Origin of the sequence: Paenibacillus sp. IITD108 (assembly GCF_036541265.1) — a bacterium.
Lineage (GTDB): Bacteria > Bacillota > Bacilli > Paenibacillales > Paenibacillaceae > Pristimantibacillus.
Genome location: NZ_JAZHCT010000019.1, coordinates 20,075 through 35,756 on the forward strand (window position 1 = coordinate 20,075; position 15,682 = coordinate 35,756).

The following is a 15,682-nucleotide window of genomic DNA, read 5'->3' on the forward strand; positions in this document are numbered from 1 at the left end:
TGCGAAATAGTAAAAAAAAGCGCCCGCCTTCATTAATATAACTAACACTTAATAATGTAAATTAAACCTTTATCTTACCTTGCCACTCCAGCATTCCGCCAATCATATTAACGGCATCGTAACCAAATGAAGTTAAATATTCAGTCGCCTTGCCGCTTCTTCCGCCGGAACGGCAAACTATAATATAAGGTGTATTTTTATCCAGCTCATGTATGCGAAACTCTAATAGGCCAAGCGGAATATTTATTGCGTCCGGTATATGGCCTTCAGCAACCTCACTTGTTTCTCTGACATCGATAAGGCGAAGCTGCTCCCCTTTCTCCAAACGCTGCTCAACTTCTGCTGCAGAAATTTCTTTCACCAATATCATCCTCTCCAAGCGCTCATGCCGCCGCGAACATTCGTCACCTTGGCATAGCCTAATTTTTTCAATTGCTTGCAGGCCTGGCTGCTGCGCATGCCGCTTTGACATATCACTACAATTTCTTTATCCTTTGGCAAATTGGACAAGTCCGAACCTAGCGGAATATTTGCAAACTGTGCAATATGCTGCCTTTTATATTCGCTTGGCGTCCTCACATCAATAAACATCTTATCCTTCTGAGACAATTGTTGCTTAAGCTGCTCAGTTGAAATAGTGGCAACTCCTTTTGCCGGCTTTAAACGCCATACAAAAAATAAAATAACAAGTGCAGCAATAATAATATATTCCATAGCAGCCTCCCCGTATAAAATGAAGCAAACTTATTCCCTTATGCAACAATTGCTTGCTTTCTACGTCTATAAATATACCCCATAGGGTATGTGAAAGTCAACAGCTTCTTTTACAATAATATTGCCAAAATAACGATAACCAACAATCGCTGATTCAATTTTGAACTACAGTTAATTTTCCCTTAACAAATAAAGCGTAAACTACATTTAAAACGATAAGAAAGGAATTTAAGCGATGGGTATTCATACGTATTTTCAATCACTAACCGATCTGGAGCGCATCATTCGCTGTCCAGGCAAGTTTAAATTTCAGGAGCATAGCGTCTCCGCACATTCTTGGAAGGTCGTTCAATATGCTAAAACTTTAGCAGATATTGAAGAAAGCAATGGTGTCTCTATTGACTGGAAAAAGCTATATGAGATTACAAGCAGTCATGACTACGGTGAAATTTTTATAGGCGATATAAAAACCCCCGTCAAGCACTATTCGCTGGAGCTTCGTGCCATGCTGCAGCAGGTTGAGGAAGGCATGGTCGCTCATTTCATTGAGGAGCATATTCCCGAGCAGTTTAAAGCGATCTTCCGCCGCCAGCTGCGTGAAGGAAAAGATGATTCTGTAGAAGGGCAAATATTAGAGGTGTCTGACAAGCTCGATCAAATATACGAAGCCTTTTCAGAGCTGCAGCGAGGAAATACAGAAAAAGAATTTATAACGATGTACCGTCATGCCCTCATTAAAATAAAAGGCATCAAGCTGCACTGCGTTGACTATTTCCTCCATCATATTTTGCCTGACATGGTCCAGGAAGGAACTCGTTCCCCTATCGATATCGCGAAAATAACAAACGAAGCTCTTGCTTCATAATAACAAGCTCTGCCCATCACTCCTCCTTGCTGTGCTCCCCGTTATACATCCCGCTGTGCTGCTAGCGTGCATCTTACCTCGAAATAACAGCCTGTTCTTGTTTTTTTCTTGCGACTATCCAGCATAACGCCACAATTAGCGCCAGCGCATATGCAAAGCTTGTATAGGCAACAGCCGGGTATGCCAGCTGCTTAACGCCAATCGCACAAATCGCCCATATAAATACCGCTGCAAAAACAATATTTCGTTCTTTTACCACCACAATTATCGCAAGCAGCACTGCAACGCTCAGCATAATAATAGCCCAAGCCGTCTCGGACAACCCAAATCTGTCCCAATTGCTTGCATATAAGGCAACTGCAATATTTACAATAACCGCTACGCTTATCCAGCCCAAATAAATTCGGAATGGCAAGCGAACGAGCCATTTGTCAGAAGGTGCAGCAGGCTCCCTCATAGTATCCTTGGTGCGAATATGGATTGTAATTAACGTGAATAACAAAACCAGCATTAGAAATACGCTGCTCACCAGTCTTTCATAATGCCAAGCAACCAGCCAGCCGATATTCAATAAACAAGATATAAAGAAGAGATGACATATCGCTTGATTGACTTTGCTTTCTTGCCCTGCCTTAGTAAAGCCATAAACAACATACAGCAGCAGCAGTATATAAATGACTGTCCAAATTAGAAAGGCATAGCCTGCTGGAGTAATAAGAACAGGATATTGAGCTGAAATTTCTCCGGTCGTTTTGCCTCCTAACAGCCTTCTTTCCGCTGCTATATTGACCGCAATCATAGCCAGGAAGCTGATCATGTTAAGCCAGCGGAACACGATTATCCTTATCCTCATCTTCACCCTCGTCAACCTCCTCCTATATTTACGGCAGCTAAAATGATGCTTCTACTTAGTTAATACCCCAAAAGGTTAACTTTGATTAACCTGGCTGCGAAAAATTGTTCTACAAAGCCGACGTTCCCGCTTCTCCAATCCCAAATCTGCTCTCTTCTCCTTTTCTTGCTTGCGAATGGTTGCCCGAAATGAATTGACCTGGTCACACGTTCCGTTATTTGCCTAAAAACCGTTATTTTTTGAATTTCGCGGTCACACATTCCGCTATACAGCTCCAAATGATGCTTTTTCTATGATTTATGGATCAATAACGGAACGTCTGTCACTTTGCCACCTTAAAACTACGATTTGGGTCGTAATAACGGAACGACTGACCAGTTGGCGAAGCTGTCTATTCGTTAGAGCCGTCCCCACAAAAAAAAAGCCCAAATCTCAATCGATCCAGGCTTGCGCATCTACCGCTTCACGATAACGTTCATACCATATTTTCCACTTCTCGCTGCGGTTTTCGAGCCTGGCATCATCCAGCAATGCAGTAATGACATCCAGGCACACATGCCAGCCTGCCAGGTCTCTTGGCGTATGGTCATTTAAGCTTGTTATCTTTTCAATCAAAGTCAGCTTGCAGCCGCCATCAACAGTAGCCAGCTCAAAGCGCACAACATCTTTATCCCAAGTGTATTCCAAGACGCTGTTAGGATGAACCTCTAAGATTGTCATTTCCTCAAAACTGCCATCGCCCATATCGAATTTAATTATTCCGCCTGCAACAAGATTATCGATGCTTAACTCTGAGAACCACAATTTCAATTTTTCATTTTCTGTGAGAAAAGACCATACTTTTGCTGCAGGGTGCTTCAAGCTGCGTTCAAATTCGGCAATGTATGTCCCTTCGGATTTACGAATTGCTGCTATCATGGTAAATTGTCCACCTTTCGCGACTCATTAATTATTTTTCTAGCAAATAGGCTATTAAAAGAACCAATTCTATTAAATAGAATAAGCTATTTTAAAAGAGTAGGGGAGTGATTTTATGAGTAGACGCTTTGCTGCTATTTTGCGAGGAAGAAACGAAGTTCCGCCTGTACGTACCATTTCAACGGGCCATGTAACTTTCCGTCTCAGTGAGTCCGGCAATCAGCTCCGATTTGTTCTTGTAGTCAGAAATATTAATCGGGTAACACAGGCCCATATCCATCTGGGCAGGAGAGGTGTTAACGGACCTGTCGTCGCCTTTCTATTCGGCCCAAACCGATCTGGAGTTTCCTTCAGACTCGGCGTTATTCGAGGCACCATATCTAGAAATGATTTGGTAGGTCCATTAAGAGGACTTAGCCTCAGAAACCTGATTCGTGAATTTAGACAAGGCAATGCTTATGTAAATGTGCACACCATTCAACATCCTGACGGACAAATTCGCGGCCAAGTATTTCGCATTAGAGATTGTTAATTAAAACGCGCTTGCTTCTTATGAAGCAAGCGCGCAGCTTTTTCAAAGTTTGCCGGCAATAACAGACGGCAAGACAATTCGTGCCTTTACCTGGCATGCTCTCTTTCGTTAACATCACTGTAGAACTTGATTGCATATAACGCGCTTATGCCGACAAGGACATAAATGATGCGTGACAGAGCAGAATCTTGTCCCCCAAATAGCCCGGCCACTAAATCATACTGAAACAACCCGACCAACAGCCAATTAAGTCCTCCAATAATCAATATCGTAAGCGCAATTGTATTTAACGTCTTCATTTAAGTCAGCTCCTCTAAAATCATTTCTTAACTTTAAAATTCCCAAGCCTTTTCATTACTATACCTGCAACAAATTACGGAACAGGCAGGTAACATTTGGTTGCTATGCCTCTAATCACCTTGTAGTATATACAATTATAGGCATTATATTTTTTAATCAAGGAGAGGAAAAAATGACAACCCAACAACAAGCGGCCATGCAATCGATGATTGATTGGTTGGCAGATGAGCATGAGCTTGGCAAAAAGCCGAGCAAAATTGAAGCTGCAGGTGATTTTGAGCTGCATGGCATGCAATACTACATATTCAAATATAAAAAATCCTTATTAGGAAAGTGGCTTCTCGGCGTTTGTGGCGGCTATGAAAACCAAACCGATACAACACACTGCGGCCATGTGTTTAGCGATATGCAGCCTTACGATCCTTCCACTGCCAAGCAGGAAGCTGCAGCTATGGTTGAAATGATTCGCGAGTATTGGATGAATCAGGCAGCAGCAATTGAAGCATCAAAAGGAAATGTTCAAGCACAAGCGGAAGCCGAAGACGACTCATCCGGTATTTTTAATGGATTCGTTCTGCTGAACTCCGCTGAATGCGACCTTAACGCGGTAAAGGCGCATCTTTTGAACGACTGGAATATTGCTGTTACGCCTGAAGCAGCTGATGAGCATGAGGCAGAAATAAAAGAAGGAACGCTTGTGTTTGAAGCAGATGGCTTCACTTTGGCAGCAAGCTTTATTGATGCGCCAATCCCTGACGGCGAAGCTGAGCATTACGCACAAGGGAACTATTTGTGGCAGGAAGCCGCAGAGGTTACCAGCACACATGTAGCCCAAATAATATTAGCAGTATTTACACGATCCGGCTCGCCGGTTGAAAGCGGTAAGCTCTACACTAAGCTGGCTGCCAGCTGCTTGAAACTTCCTAACGCTATAGGAATCTATACATCCGGCACCGTCTTTCACCCGCAGATGTTTATAGATATGGCGGAAATCATGAAATCTGATCCATCCCTCCCATTATTGAACCTCATTCACTTTGGTTTAGTGGGAACGGAAGCAGGAATGAACGCGTACACGCACGGGCTTATGTCATTTGGCAAGGATGAGATTGAAATAATCGGCAGTCAAGCGTCTCCAGCTGATTTACGCGATTTTTTAATTGATATTTCCGACTATATTATTCAGCAGAACGTCACCTTGAGGGATGGAGAAACGATCGGTTTTTCAGCTGAGCAGAAGCTGCCGATTAGCCGGTCAGAAGGTGTCTATGTCGACGGCGCAAGTCTCAAAATTCAATTTTAAACAACAAGAAGCCTCAACCCGTTATTTTTAGGGGAGAAGCTTCTTCCTTTTATGCTTGTTATTTCTTTTCAGACAGCCACTTCGATAATGTTGTTATTTCTTGTTCAGTCAATCTGCCTTTAAAAGCAGGCATACCGTTTTGGCCATTATGAATAATGTTTGAAATTTCACTCTCGGAATATTTCGAACCTACCTCTTGCAGACTCGGAAAGTTTCCGCTGCCTTTCAGGTCAGTTGCATGACAGGCCATGCAGTTCCCCTTATAAATAGCCATTGCTTCTGTATCCTGTCCCGCAGGAGGCGTCTGCTCTGCACCGGCTGTAGGTGTATAAACTGGACTCACCGTTGGCGATGGCCCATTACCACCCCCGCCGCCGCAAGCTGCGATAGAACATACCAACGCGATTAATGCTGTCACTAACCATACTTTTTTTAACATTTTAGTAACCTCCTTTGAATGATGAAACGGCTACACTAGCATGCCGCCCTTTTTTTTGTAGGCAACAATTCCTTCGGCTGCCCGGTACGCTAATGCGCCTACTGTGCCAGTCGGATTATAGCCGCTGTTATGAGGGAATGCGGATGCTCCGATTACGAAAAGATTTTCCATATCCCACACTTGCAAATAATTATTGACTACTGAAGTGCCTGGATCAGCTCCCATAATAACGCCTCCGGTATTATGTGTGGACTGATAGGTAGTAATTTCGTAAGGTCCAAGCCTTTCCTTAAGAGATTGGACGCGATCTGCACCCATCTCCGTTATAATTTCCGCACATCGGTCTGAAATATACCTCGCCAGCTCTCGATCCTGGTCTTCGAAATCAAACGTAATACGAATTAACGGATCTCCGAATGCATCCTTATACGTCGGGTCCAAGTCCAAATAATGGTGCTTGAATGGCATGGAAGCCCCTTGAGAGCCGACTGCCAATATGCTGTTTGCATATTTGAGGGAATTAGCTTTAAATTCCTTTCCCCACTTTGGAGTATCTTCCGGCACCGTATTATTCTGAATCGGCCTTTGACCGGTAAACGTATGCGCGATATTGCCCCCGTGAATAAAATTCACATTCGAGTGATCAAAATTATCGCCATTGTAATCATCCAGGCACATGCCTAGACTGCCAGCTCCCGCATACAAATTAAACTTTTGATCTTCAAAAAATCCTATCGCATTACCTTTCGTTACTTGATAAGCATAGTTTTTACCTACTACGCCGGTTCCGGAGGCTGAATCGTAAGGCTTGCCGATTTTTGACAGCAGCAATAGGCGTGTATTATTAAACACATATCCAGTAGATACGACGATGTCGGCTGGCTGCTCGATTTCCTCGCCTGTCGTCAAATCAGTATATAAAACACCCGTAGCTTTGCCGCCCGTATGTAATATTCTTCTTACATACGAGTGGGTGCGAATTTCAAATTTGCCAGTCTGCTTGGCAACTGGAATAACCGTAACGACTGGATCGGCCTTTGCTCCATATTCACAACCAAATCTTTCGCAATAGCCGCAATATTGGCACGCTGCCCGGGCAATGCCGTCCGGATTCGTATAGGCTTGCGACAAGTTGGCAGAAGGCACTGAAAAAGGGTGAAGATTAAGCTTTTTCGCCGCATCTGAAAACAGCTTCATAGACGGCGTTTGCAGCATTGGCGGTGTCGGATAACCGCTTGCCCGTTTGCCACCAAGCGGGTTTTCCTCACCGGATATTCCCGTCATCTTTTCGAAGGTATCGAAATAAGGCTCCAGCTCATCATAGGTGATGCCCCAGTCCTGAATTGTCATTTCCTTCGGAATTTTATTTTTGCCATAGCGTTCTTCTGTTTTACTGCGAATTTGAAAATCGTACGGCAAAAAACGATACGTTTGACCGTTCCAATGCACGCCTGCTCCGCCTAGTCCGTCGCCAATCAAGAATGAGCCGTATTGCCGCATAGGCAAAGCTCTTATTTTTTCATTGCCGCGAAACGTAATCGTTTCCTTGGACAAATCCTGCATCAGATCGTACCGAAGCGCAAAACGAAGCTCATCGTGAGCCATAAAATAATCCTCGGTCAGTCTTTCCTTTCCTTTTTCCAAACCTACGACAGACATGCCGTTCTTCGTAAGCTCAGCAGCTATAATACCTCCCGCCCAGCCAACTCCTATTATAACTACATCTACCTTGGGTAATTTCTTTGCCATGTTCTTGCCCCTCTCGAAAATTTAGCCGGCTGCTACATATGGTCCTTCAAGCTTCTTGGCGGCAGCACCGTATACTCTTTCTCAATAATGTCCGTGAATGCCATCTGATCACCGGGATAACCTCTCATAACCCAGCCCTGCATATTTTTATTGCCGCCGTATAAGGGATCGCTGTATACCCCTTCAAGCGTGCTGCTTCGCAGCAGCTTGAAAAATCCGCTTGCTGATATGGTGGTCAAATTGACTTCATCCTTCTCAAAAGCAGCCAGTACAGCGTCCTGCTCCTCAGGGGTAAGGCTTGTAAAGCCTTTATTGTATTTGTTATGGCTGTAATTTTGTATTTCGCGCAAGCCAATATAAAATATTTCTCTTCTTTTTAAATGTCCTTGATAGCCTTGTGTTTGTTCACCTACGAAAAAAGGGGGCTGCATATAGTCTCTAGCATTAAAGCCCCAATCTCCAGCGAGCTGATGGTCGATATAAAACGCTACACCCAAATCTTTAGCGCCTGGCCCCTGCTCATCAGCTGGAAAAATCCGATCTGTCGCCGCCTGTGTAATGGAAAACTGCTCTTGGTTGAAAAACATAAGCGCTTCATTATAGCTTTTTCCTGCATTTGTCTGCGTCTGCGGCGTTTGCGGAGCGGCCTGTTTAGCTGGTCTTGGCAGCAGCGACCCCAGCACCCCGCCTAATACAACGCCTCCAACCGCATAGCCAGAGTTAGTTAAAAACTTTCTGCGGGACATGGTTTGCTTTGATTTATCTTCAGTTTGATTTTGATTGCTCACATTCCAGCACCCTTTCCTTGCATCTTGTTGATAGGGGTATTATTCCACACAAATTTTCAAACATACATTAATCTCCATTCGGGCATATTACAGGTATCAACAAATGAAGGAGGCAAAAATGATGAACTACCGATGGAAAAACTGGCAGGTGCTTTTTTATACGGCAGTATTAGCGATTGCGCTAACTGCTTGCGCCAGAGCCAATCCGCCCCAGGATCAAACGCATATGCAAGGCTTGCCGAATGGGCATATGAACTCCTCCCAGCTGCACAATCCGGATGAAATCCCAAGCTATCATGGTCCAAAAACTCAAACGACCAATGAATATGGGAAAACAACGAGCGGAATGGGGACGACAGTTTACAGCTTAATTGGTTCCTCCAGCTTGCACGAAGGCGGCGTTACCGCTCATGTCCAATCCAGGCTTTCTAGCAAAGGAATTGAAAACATCAAAGTATTCGTGCTTGGCGATACGATATTTCTGGCTCGTTCAGAGTCTGGCACATCTTCAAGCCAATATGATGCCATGCAGCAAAAGGTGCTGAGTCAAACGGAAGGCTTATCAGGGAAGGGCGAGCCGGATCAAGGTATTGTAGGGGACACTAAGACACATGTAGATGATTTGGCGCAGGCCAATAAGCTGGTACAGACGATGTTTGATGGAAAAGTTAATATCGTATCCATTACAAATCCGAATGCGCCAAAATTAATAGAACAAATTACTTCGAAGCTGAGGGCCTCCGCTTCTGACCATTCAGTAGCTGAGGATATTTCCAAGCTGCTGCAAATGAAGCCCGAAAACAATAAATAATAAGGAGCTGATCATATGCCATTCGGCAATATTGGAGTTACCGGGCTAGTGTTAATCCTTCTCATTGCCCTAATCATATTTGGGCCATCTAAGCTTCCTGAGCTTGGCCGCGCTTTCGGCAGGACGCTTAGTGAGTTCAAAAACTCGACACGCGAGCTTGTAATTAGCGAGGACAAAGAAACAGGAGATAAATTGAAATGATTGATCAAGAACAGCATCTGACAGAGCATCTTGCTGAACTGCGCAAGCGGATTCTGGTCATATTGGGCACCTTTCTGGTCGCTCTATGCGGCGCATTAGTCTATGTGGAGTCCATGTACGACCTGCTGACACGCGGAGTTCCAGGCAAGCTGCAGGTGCTTGGCCCTACCGATGTGATCTGGGTATATCTCATGATTGCAGGCGTATTTGCTATAGCGGTGACTATTCCCGTAGCAGGCTATCAATTATGGCGGTTTGTTGTTCCCGGACTAAGCCAAATAGAGCGCCGCGCCTCCCTTGCATATATTCCGGCGCTCGCAGTGCTGTTTCTGATCGGACTTGCTTTCGGCTACTTTATCATTTATCCGATGGTGCTTAGTTTTTTGGATTCATTATCGGATAACTTTGTTACAGCTTATACCGCTGAAAAGTATTTCCGCTTCATGATTCATATGACGGTGCCCTTCGGTATTTTATTTGAAATGCCGGTTGTCATTATGTTTTTGACATCACTGGGCATACTGAATCCGCATCGTCTGTCTAAAATGCGTAAAGTCGCCTACTTGCTGCTTACGATTGTAGCGGTTTCCATAACGCCGCCCGATATCGTATCAGATATATTGGTAGTCGTCCCGCTTCTGCTTTTGTACGAAATCAGCGTCGGCTTATCGCGTATTATATATCGGAAGCGCGCAATCAGATTGGAAACGGCAGTGGAATGAATGGTGCCGTCGGAGGCCTCAAGCTTCTGACGGTTCTTTGTATTATCATTCAACTATAGTAGACAGCCGCCTTGTGATTTGTTACCCTCAAATGGACATACTTAAGCTGGACCAATTAATCAACTAACAGTCTCGGCAGCTTCGTGCGACCTAAATAAGATATAAGGAATGAAAGAAATGGATACCCTAGCTTTAACGCATGCCATCGGGCCTTACGATGTAAGCAGCTGTATCATTAGCAAAAACGATACCATTGTATATCACTATGAAAATATTGAAGGCGCCTCCTCGAGGCTAGTGCCCGTCAATTCCTGTACGAAAAGTATACTTTCCGCACTTATATGTATCGCGATGGATAAAGGCATGCTTCCTGGCCCGGACACCCCGATTCAACATTTTTTTCCCCAGCTGCTGGATGACCAAGACACGCGCAAAGCGTTCATAACGATGGAGCAGCTTTTGACTTTAACTGCAGGATTCAGCTGGACAGAATTTGGCGGCGCCAATTCTTTCCCCACAATGACCCGCACCCCGGATTGGGTGCAGTATACACTTGCTCAACCGTTGTCTGATGCGCCTGGTTCTAAAATGGTGTATAATTCCGGCGTATCCCAATTGCTGGCGGCCATTTTGGTTCAGGCGGCGAATACTTCAATTGCACAATTTGCTGAGCGTCATTTATTTAGTCCGCTTAATATTCAACAATACGAATGGAAAAGTGATCCTCAAGGCATTCATACAGGAGGCTTCGGCTTGCAGCTATGCGCATACGATATGCTTAAATTTGGATTGCTGTTTTTACATAAAGGCAAGTGGAAAAAGGAGCGGTTGATTTCTGAGGCTATGGTTGATCTCTCCACAAGGGCAGCTATTGCTGTAACCCCGCCTGAGCAGGGCTGCTATGGCTGGCATTGGTGGGTGGATTGCTTGCCTGCAAACGCACTTTCCTACTATTATGCGCGAGGGTTTGGCGGGCAATTTATTATTATTGTTCCTGCTGCAGAAGCAGTCATCGTCTTGACACGCAAGCCGAGAAAGAAAGGCTTATCGCCGCTTGAATATTTCCGCCAGCATATCGCTCCTTTACTGATTGCAAATCTTTGACATCATTAAACACCCCGGCCAACTCCGGCCGGGGATTGTTTTTATACGCTAAAGTTATTCATTCAAATATGTCGTCACCCGGTTTTGAATAAGCTTACTGACCTCTTCCGCCGATTTTTGACCGCTCATATATGCATTAAATTCCTCTATTGCAATGGACTGCACTTTAAAGTCGAGACTTAGTTTTGCGCCGGTATGTTCCAGCAATTTTTTAACCTCTTCTGCTTTTTTCTTGGCTGCAGCAGGCTCAACCGCATCAAAGGCGTACTCGAGTTGTCCACTCGCCAGCTTGGCCGCCGCATCGTCTAGGCGTTTCTCCGCTATCTTCTTATTTACAGGAAATCCGCTCAGCGCTGGCGATTGCTGAATTTGTTCGGAAAGCAGGAACTTCAAAAATGCCCATGCCTCCTGCTGCACTTTTGATTTACTGTTCAAGCCGAGATTAACCCAGGAACGGTATGGGATGCCGCTTGATTCTCCCTTGGACGTCGGACCTTTAAAAAATTGATACTTATCGGCAGACATCAATCGCATCGTTTCTTCCGGGCTGCTTAAGGTCATTTGTGAAAATATCGCCTTATCATAATCATACGTAAATTCAGCCTGCAGCACATTTTCATCATACATCGACTTGATCTGTCTCATCATTTCCCGGAAAAGATCGGAATCAAAGTTTACCTTCCCATTTGGCTGAACCAGTTCCGCATAATTGTCTTCCATATAACTTATTAGCAAATTGAGAGGAAATACGTTAATAAAAGCGTAATATTCTTGCCCGATCTGCTCTTTGGCTTTTTTAGAAATAGCCTTGAATTGCTCCCACGTCCAGGTGCCTTCATCTATTTCGATGCCTGCTTTCTCCAACAAATCTGCACGGCCTTGAATAACGTCGATATTTACTGCAATAGGCAGGGCATACAGACCGTCTCCGTCTTGAGCGGCCTTAAATACATTTTCATAATAATCGCTCCTCGCAAACGACGAATCCTTCTCCATCCAATCATATAAATTGACTAGCACTTTTTTCTCCACCAGCTTACTTAGCGGCAAATTTTCCATTAATATCAAATCTGAGCCTTTGCCTGCCATAATCTGCGTCGTGACGGTTTGCACATATTTCTCGATATCGGCCTGCGAAATAGCGGCTGACATCCCGCCTCCGCTTGCTTCAGGCATCGCCATATAAGACTTGATTTCAATATCAATATCGTCATGCTCCTGTTCGAATTGTTCCGCTGCCGCCTCTAAAAACGGATTGGAGCCCTGAACGGCAATAACGACTGTTTTTTTGTTGCCAGCTTGCGCTTGCGGCTTATCTGTCCCCCCGCTTTCACCTCCGACTGGGAGTGAGCCTCCATTATTTCCAGAGCATGCCGATGTAACCATTAGCATAATGAGCATAACGAGCAACCCTTTAATTTTCATTGTAATCATCCCTGCCTTCGTATATTTACATTAGTCTGACGCGATTATGTTCCTGCAGCGGTTCGCTGGATTCTGAGATGACATTGTCATTTGGTGCAAGCCCCCGTAAAATAATAACCTCGTCTCCGATTTCCTCCCCAGCCGCTACATATACTTTTTCAGCTAAATATTTATTGCCGAGTGAGCTTTTCACTTCTCGTACAACGAATACGTAACTGCCTTTTCCATCCTTCTTCAGCAGCTCCTTTCGCAAAACAAGTCCTTGCTCCCGGGCAGGAATCATTTGTGCTATTTCAGCCTGATTCCCTTCATGCATGCCCTCCGCAAAAAAATGAACCACTATCGTCTTGCGCAAAGCAGTTTCCGAAGCGTTCTCGCTGCCGGACTCCGCTGATTTGATTTCCTCTATCGTTCCCTCTGCTTGCAGTCTTTTCCCTTCCTTTGTCCTAATGCTGACTGGAAGCCGACTCCCCAGCTCCATAAGCTCCGCAGCTGCTCCGTCTAGCCCAAATGACATTTCAAAGCCCGCCTTCGGATTTACAAGCTTCATAACTGTTTGTCCTGCAGAAACAGAAGCACCTTCAGCCAGGTTGAGCTCTATTATGATCCCGTCGAAAGGGGCTGTGACACTTTGACTGCGCTCAAGCTGTTTGCGCATATTCCCGATTTTTAGCTCAGCCAGCTCCTTATCCAGCTGATCAAGCTGTAAATCGCGCTTCGCCTTACTGATCGCAATCTCATCACCATCATGCTGGGCAGCGACAAACTGTTCCTTAAGCAGCTCGCGAGTTAATCGCTGTTTCTCTATTTGAATTTCTGCTTCACGCAATTGCTGACGAAGCGGCTCTAGATCGGCATCATCGAACGAAATGAGTGGCTGTCCTTTCTTTACAGCCTCCTCCTCCTTGACATGAATAACCGCAACTTTTCCGCCATTCTCGCTGCTAATCTCTTTTTTCTCTATAGCCGTAATGATGCCGCTCCCTTTGACACTATGGCTAAGCGATTTTTTCTGCGGCATTTCTGTAGCTACTTTAGGCAGCATCGCCGTCTGAAAAGTATTGCTGAATAGCGTCAGTCCTGCCAGCAGAACGAAAAATAAAATGAGCAACATACTTACCGCGCGTTGTCTCTGCAGCTTCATACTTCCTCCTAATCTGCTATCCTTTAATGCCGGAGAGCTGAATCCCTTCAATGAAATACTTCTCTGCCGCCAAAAACAGCAGCAGCATTGGAATCATATAAATAACAGAGGCAGCAAAGGAGACGCTAAACGCTTCTTTTTGCAGCCGGGATAAAAATACCGACAGTGGCTGCAGTTCCGCATTTTGCAAAAAAATAAGCGGCTGCTCAACCATATTCCAATAATCAGCGAACAACAGTACAACAAGCGCTGCAACACCTGGCTTAACCATAGGCAGCACAATCGATGTGAAAATGCGTAAATACCCGGCTCCATCGATCTTCGACGCTTCGATATAGCCGCCCGGAATTTGCAGCATAAACTGCCGAAGCAGAAACACGCCGAAGGCGGCAAAAATGCCCGGCAATACGATGGAGCTAGGATGATCTAGCAGGCCCAGCTGATCTGCCATCATATAGTTCGGCACGAGCGTCACCTGAAAAGGCATGAGCATCGTAATCAAGTACAAAAAAAACAACGGCTCCCTGCCGGGAAAGCGCAGCTTGCCAAATGCGAAAGCGGCCAGCGCCGCAACCGTTACCTGTCCAGCAATGATCGGCACGACCAGCAGGACTGAATTCCAGAACATATATAAAAATTGCGGCGTTGAAATCAGTACATTGTAATATTGACTGAAGGAAACCCAATCTGGAATCCACTTCAAATGAACAAAATCACTCACATCCGTGCTGCCGAGCATGCCATAATTGACCAATATTTCACGTTCTGTCATAAGCGAGTTCACGATCGTCAAAATGACCGGCATGAACATAATCGCAGCAATCAGTGCCAACAGGAGCGTGCGCATCAGAGGGACAATATTTTTATGTTTTTCTTGCATTCTGATTTACCTCCTACTCCATATAAGAACGAAACACACGCTCCATCCGGAACATAATCATAACGAGCAATAGTATGGCGGCCGCCATAAGCGAAGCCGCAGCAGACAGCTTCTCAATATCAAGCGACAGGAACATATTGTTCATATAATGCTGCAGCATATAAATGCTGTCATGAGGGTAATCCCCCGCTACCAAATACGTCTCGCGAAATACCTTGAATGAATTTAAAATTGACATTAGCACAACAAGAAAGGTCGTAGGCGTTAAGTAAATTAGCGTAATGCTTAATTTACGCAGCCTGCTTGCCCCCTCCAGGCTGGCAATCTCGTAATATTGCTCTGGAATATTTTGCAGGCCGGCCAGAAACAGCACCACATTGTAGCCGATATTTTTCCATACATAAATTAGAATAATGACCAGCGGCGCCCAGTCCGACTTCATCCAATCTGTCCGGTCCAGTCCTATATGCTCCATCCAGGCGTTCAGAGCGCCATTCCAGTCAAAAAGGATTTGCCACACCAGCACAACGGATGCAACCGGCACAACAAGCGGAAGCACATATGCTGTACGCAGCCAATTGCGGAAAAACACCCGCTGATTAAGCAGCAGCGCCAAGCCAAGGGCTACAGCAGTAATAATCGGAACGCTGGCTGCCATAAATTGAAACGTATTGCCCGCCGCTTTGCGAAAGGAAGAGCTCGCCAGCAGGTCTGCATAATTGCCTAATGTCCAGCCGCTCCCATCTCCGCTTCCACCGAATTCATTCAGGAAAGAGGTCATTACGCTCTGACCGAAAGGAATCACATAAAAAACTGCAAATCCGGCGAAGCTGGGGATCAAGAAGCAGAAAGCGACCATTATTTCCTTGCTTGCCGAACGGTTAAATTTCATGAACGCCAACCTCCTCTTGTTTGTCCGGCATACCGTATCATA

At 45.0% G+C, this 15,682-nt stretch carries 19 protein-coding genes; 7 read left to right on the forward strand and 12 right to left on the reverse strand.

The window, feature by feature from the left end; all coding sequences use genetic code 11:
- Positions 1-61: 61 nt before the first annotated feature.
- Both V1L65_RS17005 and V1L65_RS17010 read right to left on the reverse strand, forming a co-directional pair.
- On the reverse strand, positions 62-361 hold the full coding sequence (locus V1L65_RS17005; protein ID WP_331700407.1) for a rhodanese-like domain-containing protein: 300 nt from the start codon (positions 359-361) through the stop codon (positions 62-64).
- Positions 362-366: 5 nt separating this feature from the next.
- Positions 367-714 (reverse strand): rhodanese-like domain-containing protein, encoded by a 348-nt coding sequence (locus V1L65_RS17010; RefSeq protein WP_331700408.1) that lies wholly within the window; start codon positions 712-714, stop codon positions 367-369.
- Between the two features lie 235 nt (positions 715-949).
- Between V1L65_RS17010 and V1L65_RS17015 the strand changes: the two genes are divergently transcribed.
- On the forward strand, positions 950-1,579 hold the full coding sequence (locus tag V1L65_RS17015; protein WP_331700409.1) for a YfbR-like 5'-deoxynucleotidase: 630 nt from the start codon (positions 950-952) through the stop codon (positions 1,577-1,579).
- Positions 1,580-1,652: 73 nt separating this feature from the next.
- Here the strand turns inward: V1L65_RS17015 and V1L65_RS17020 are convergent, their stop codons facing one another.
- Together V1L65_RS17020 and V1L65_RS17025 are read right to left on the reverse strand one after the other, a co-directional pair.
- On the reverse strand, positions 1,653-2,432 hold the full coding sequence (locus V1L65_RS17020) for a tryptophan-rich sensory protein (RefSeq protein ID WP_331700501.1): 780 nt from the start codon (positions 2,430-2,432) through the stop codon (positions 1,653-1,655).
- Between the two features lie 432 nt (positions 2,433-2,864).
- Positions 2,865-3,350, reverse strand: a complete 486-nt coding sequence (locus V1L65_RS17025) for an SRPBCC family protein (protein ID WP_331700410.1) — start codon at positions 3,348-3,350, stop codon at positions 2,865-2,867.
- A 115-nt stretch (positions 3,351-3,465) separates the two neighbouring features.
- Here V1L65_RS17025 and V1L65_RS17030 point away from each other — a divergent pair, with 115 nt between their 5' ends.
- On the forward strand, positions 3,466-3,882 hold the full coding sequence (locus V1L65_RS17030) for a CHRD domain-containing protein (RefSeq protein WP_331700411.1): 417 nt from the start codon (positions 3,466-3,468) through the stop codon (positions 3,880-3,882).
- A gap of 86 nt (positions 3,883-3,968) precedes the next feature.
- On the opposite strand, the gene V1L65_RS17035 is transcribed toward V1L65_RS17030, so the two are convergent.
- Positions 3,969-4,181: a DUF378 domain-containing protein gene (locus V1L65_RS17035; protein WP_331700412.1), complete on the reverse strand. Its 213-nt coding sequence runs from the start codon at positions 4,179-4,181 to the stop codon at positions 3,969-3,971.
- A 173-nt stretch (positions 4,182-4,354) separates the two neighbouring features.
- Here V1L65_RS17035 and V1L65_RS17040 point away from each other — a divergent pair, with 173 nt between their 5' ends.
- Complete coding sequence (locus V1L65_RS17040; protein WP_331700413.1) at positions 4,355-5,485, forward strand: DUF4261 domain-containing protein; 1,131 nt, start codon at positions 4,355-4,357, stop codon at positions 5,483-5,485.
- A 58-nt stretch (positions 5,486-5,543) separates the two neighbouring features.
- Here the strand turns inward: V1L65_RS17040 and V1L65_RS17045 are convergent, their stop codons facing one another.
- The 3 genes from V1L65_RS17045 to V1L65_RS17055 are packed head-to-tail and all read right to left on the reverse strand — an operon-like array spanning position 5,544 to position 8,461.
- Entirely contained in the window at positions 5,544-5,924 is a 381-nt protein-coding gene (locus V1L65_RS17045) for a c-type cytochrome (protein ID WP_331700414.1), read from the reverse strand.
- 30 nt (positions 5,925-5,954) lie between these two features.
- Positions 5,955-7,673 carry a GMC family oxidoreductase gene (locus tag V1L65_RS17050; RefSeq protein WP_331700415.1) on the reverse strand — a complete coding sequence of 573 codons (1,719 nt, stop codon included), beginning with the start codon at positions 7,671-7,673 and terminating at the stop codon, positions 5,955-5,957.
- Positions 7,674-7,705: 32 nt separating this feature from the next.
- Positions 7,706-8,461 (reverse strand): gluconate 2-dehydrogenase subunit 3 family protein, encoded by a 756-nt coding sequence (locus V1L65_RS17055; RefSeq protein ID WP_442955704.1) that lies wholly within the window; start codon positions 8,459-8,461, stop codon positions 7,706-7,708.
- Positions 8,462-8,579: 118 nt separating this feature from the next.
- Here V1L65_RS17055 and V1L65_RS17060 point away from each other — a divergent pair, with 118 nt between their 5' ends.
- From V1L65_RS17060 to V1L65_RS17075, 4 genes are all read left to right on the forward strand, one after another.
- Positions 8,580-9,272 (forward strand): hypothetical protein, encoded by a 693-nt coding sequence (locus V1L65_RS17060; RefSeq protein ID WP_331700416.1) that lies wholly within the window; start codon positions 8,580-8,582, stop codon positions 9,270-9,272.
- A gap of 15 nt (positions 9,273-9,287) precedes the next feature.
- Positions 9,288-9,473, forward strand: coding sequence for a twin-arginine translocase TatA/TatE family subunit (gene tatA, locus V1L65_RS17065; protein ID WP_331700417.1), 186 nt, complete (start codon positions 9,288-9,290; stop codon positions 9,471-9,473).
- Positions 9,470-10,195, forward strand: coding sequence for a twin-arginine translocase subunit TatC (tatC, locus tag V1L65_RS17070; RefSeq protein ID WP_331700418.1), 726 nt, complete (start codon positions 9,470-9,472; stop codon positions 10,193-10,195). The genes tatA and tatC overlap by 4 nt, the downstream gene beginning before the upstream one ends.
- Before the next feature lie 177 nt (positions 10,196-10,372).
- Entirely contained in the window at positions 10,373-11,299 is a 927-nt protein-coding gene (locus tag V1L65_RS17075; RefSeq protein WP_331700419.1) for a serine hydrolase domain-containing protein, read from the forward strand.
- Positions 11,300-11,353: 54 nt separating this feature from the next.
- Here V1L65_RS17075 and V1L65_RS17080 read toward each other — a convergent pair whose 3' ends face one another.
- From V1L65_RS17080 to V1L65_RS17095, 4 genes are read right to left on the reverse strand one after another with little or no spacing between them, the layout of a single operon-like run.
- Positions 11,354-12,724, reverse strand: a complete 1,371-nt coding sequence (locus tag V1L65_RS17080) for an ABC transporter substrate-binding protein (RefSeq protein ID WP_331700420.1) — start codon at positions 12,722-12,724, stop codon at positions 11,354-11,356.
- 25 nt (positions 12,725-12,749) lie between these two features.
- On the reverse strand, positions 12,750-13,868 hold the full coding sequence (locus V1L65_RS17085) for an efflux RND transporter periplasmic adaptor subunit (RefSeq protein WP_331700421.1): 1,119 nt from the start codon (positions 13,866-13,868) through the stop codon (positions 12,750-12,752).
- A gap of 16 nt (positions 13,869-13,884) precedes the next feature.
- A complete protein-coding gene (locus V1L65_RS17090) occupies positions 13,885-14,748 on the reverse strand; it encodes a carbohydrate ABC transporter permease (protein WP_331700422.1) in 864 nt (287 codons plus the stop codon).
- Between the two features lie 13 nt (positions 14,749-14,761).
- Positions 14,762-15,640, reverse strand: a complete 879-nt coding sequence (locus V1L65_RS17095; protein WP_331700423.1) for a carbohydrate ABC transporter permease — start codon at positions 15,638-15,640, stop codon at positions 14,762-14,764.
- Positions 15,641-15,682 lie beyond the last annotated feature (42 nt).

Coding starts and splice junctions, on each gene's coding strand:
- V1L65_RS17095 (WP_331700423.1), bottom strand. CDS start 15,640: ATGAAATTTAACCGTTCGGCAAGCAAGGAAATAATGGTCGCTTTCTGC.
- V1L65_RS17030 (WP_331700411.1), top strand. CDS start 3,466: ATGAGTAGACGCTTTGCTGCTATTTTGCGAGGAAGAAACGAAGTTCCG.
- V1L65_RS17040 (WP_331700413.1), top strand. CDS start 4,355: ATGACAACCCAACAACAAGCGGCCATGCAATCGATGATTGATTGGTTG.
- V1L65_RS17035 (WP_331700412.1), bottom strand. CDS start 4,181: ATGAAGACGTTAAATACAATTGCGCTTACGATATTGATTATTGGAGGA.
- V1L65_RS17060 (WP_331700416.1), top strand. CDS start 8,580: ATGATGAACTACCGATGGAAAAACTGGCAGGTGCTTTTTTATACGGCA.
- V1L65_RS17015 (WP_331700409.1), top strand. CDS start 950: ATGGGTATTCATACGTATTTTCAATCACTAACCGATCTGGAGCGCATC.
- V1L65_RS17080 (WP_331700420.1), bottom strand. CDS start 12,724: ATGAAAATTAAAGGGTTGCTCGTTATGCTCATTATGCTAATGGTTACA.
- V1L65_RS17075 (WP_331700419.1), top strand. CDS start 10,373: ATGGATACCCTAGCTTTAACGCATGCCATCGGGCCTTACGATGTAAGC.
- tatA (WP_331700417.1), top strand. CDS start 9,288: ATGCCATTCGGCAATATTGGAGTTACCGGGCTAGTGTTAATCCTTCTC.
- V1L65_RS17090 (WP_331700422.1), bottom strand. CDS start 14,748: ATGCAAGAAAAACATAAAAATATTGTCCCTCTGATGCGCACGCTCCTG.
- V1L65_RS17010 (WP_331700408.1), bottom strand. CDS start 714: ATGGAATATATTATTATTGCTGCACTTGTTATTTTATTTTTTGTATGG.
- V1L65_RS17050 (WP_331700415.1), bottom strand. CDS start 7,673: ATGGCAAAGAAATTACCCAAGGTAGATGTAGTTATAATAGGAGTTGGC.
- V1L65_RS17025 (WP_331700410.1), bottom strand. CDS start 3,350: ATGATAGCAGCAATTCGTAAATCCGAAGGGACATACATTGCCGAATTT.
- V1L65_RS17045 (WP_331700414.1), bottom strand. CDS start 5,924: ATGTTAAAAAAAGTATGGTTAGTGACAGCATTAATCGCGTTGGTATGT.
- V1L65_RS17020 (WP_331700501.1), bottom strand. CDS start 2,432: ATGAGGATAAGGATAATCGTGTTCCGCTGGCTTAACATGATCAGCTTC.
- tatC (WP_331700418.1), top strand. CDS start 9,470: ATGATTGATCAAGAACAGCATCTGACAGAGCATCTTGCTGAACTGCGC.
- V1L65_RS17085 (WP_331700421.1), bottom strand. CDS start 13,868: ATGAAGCTGCAGAGACAACGCGCGGTAAGTATGTTGCTCATTTTATTT.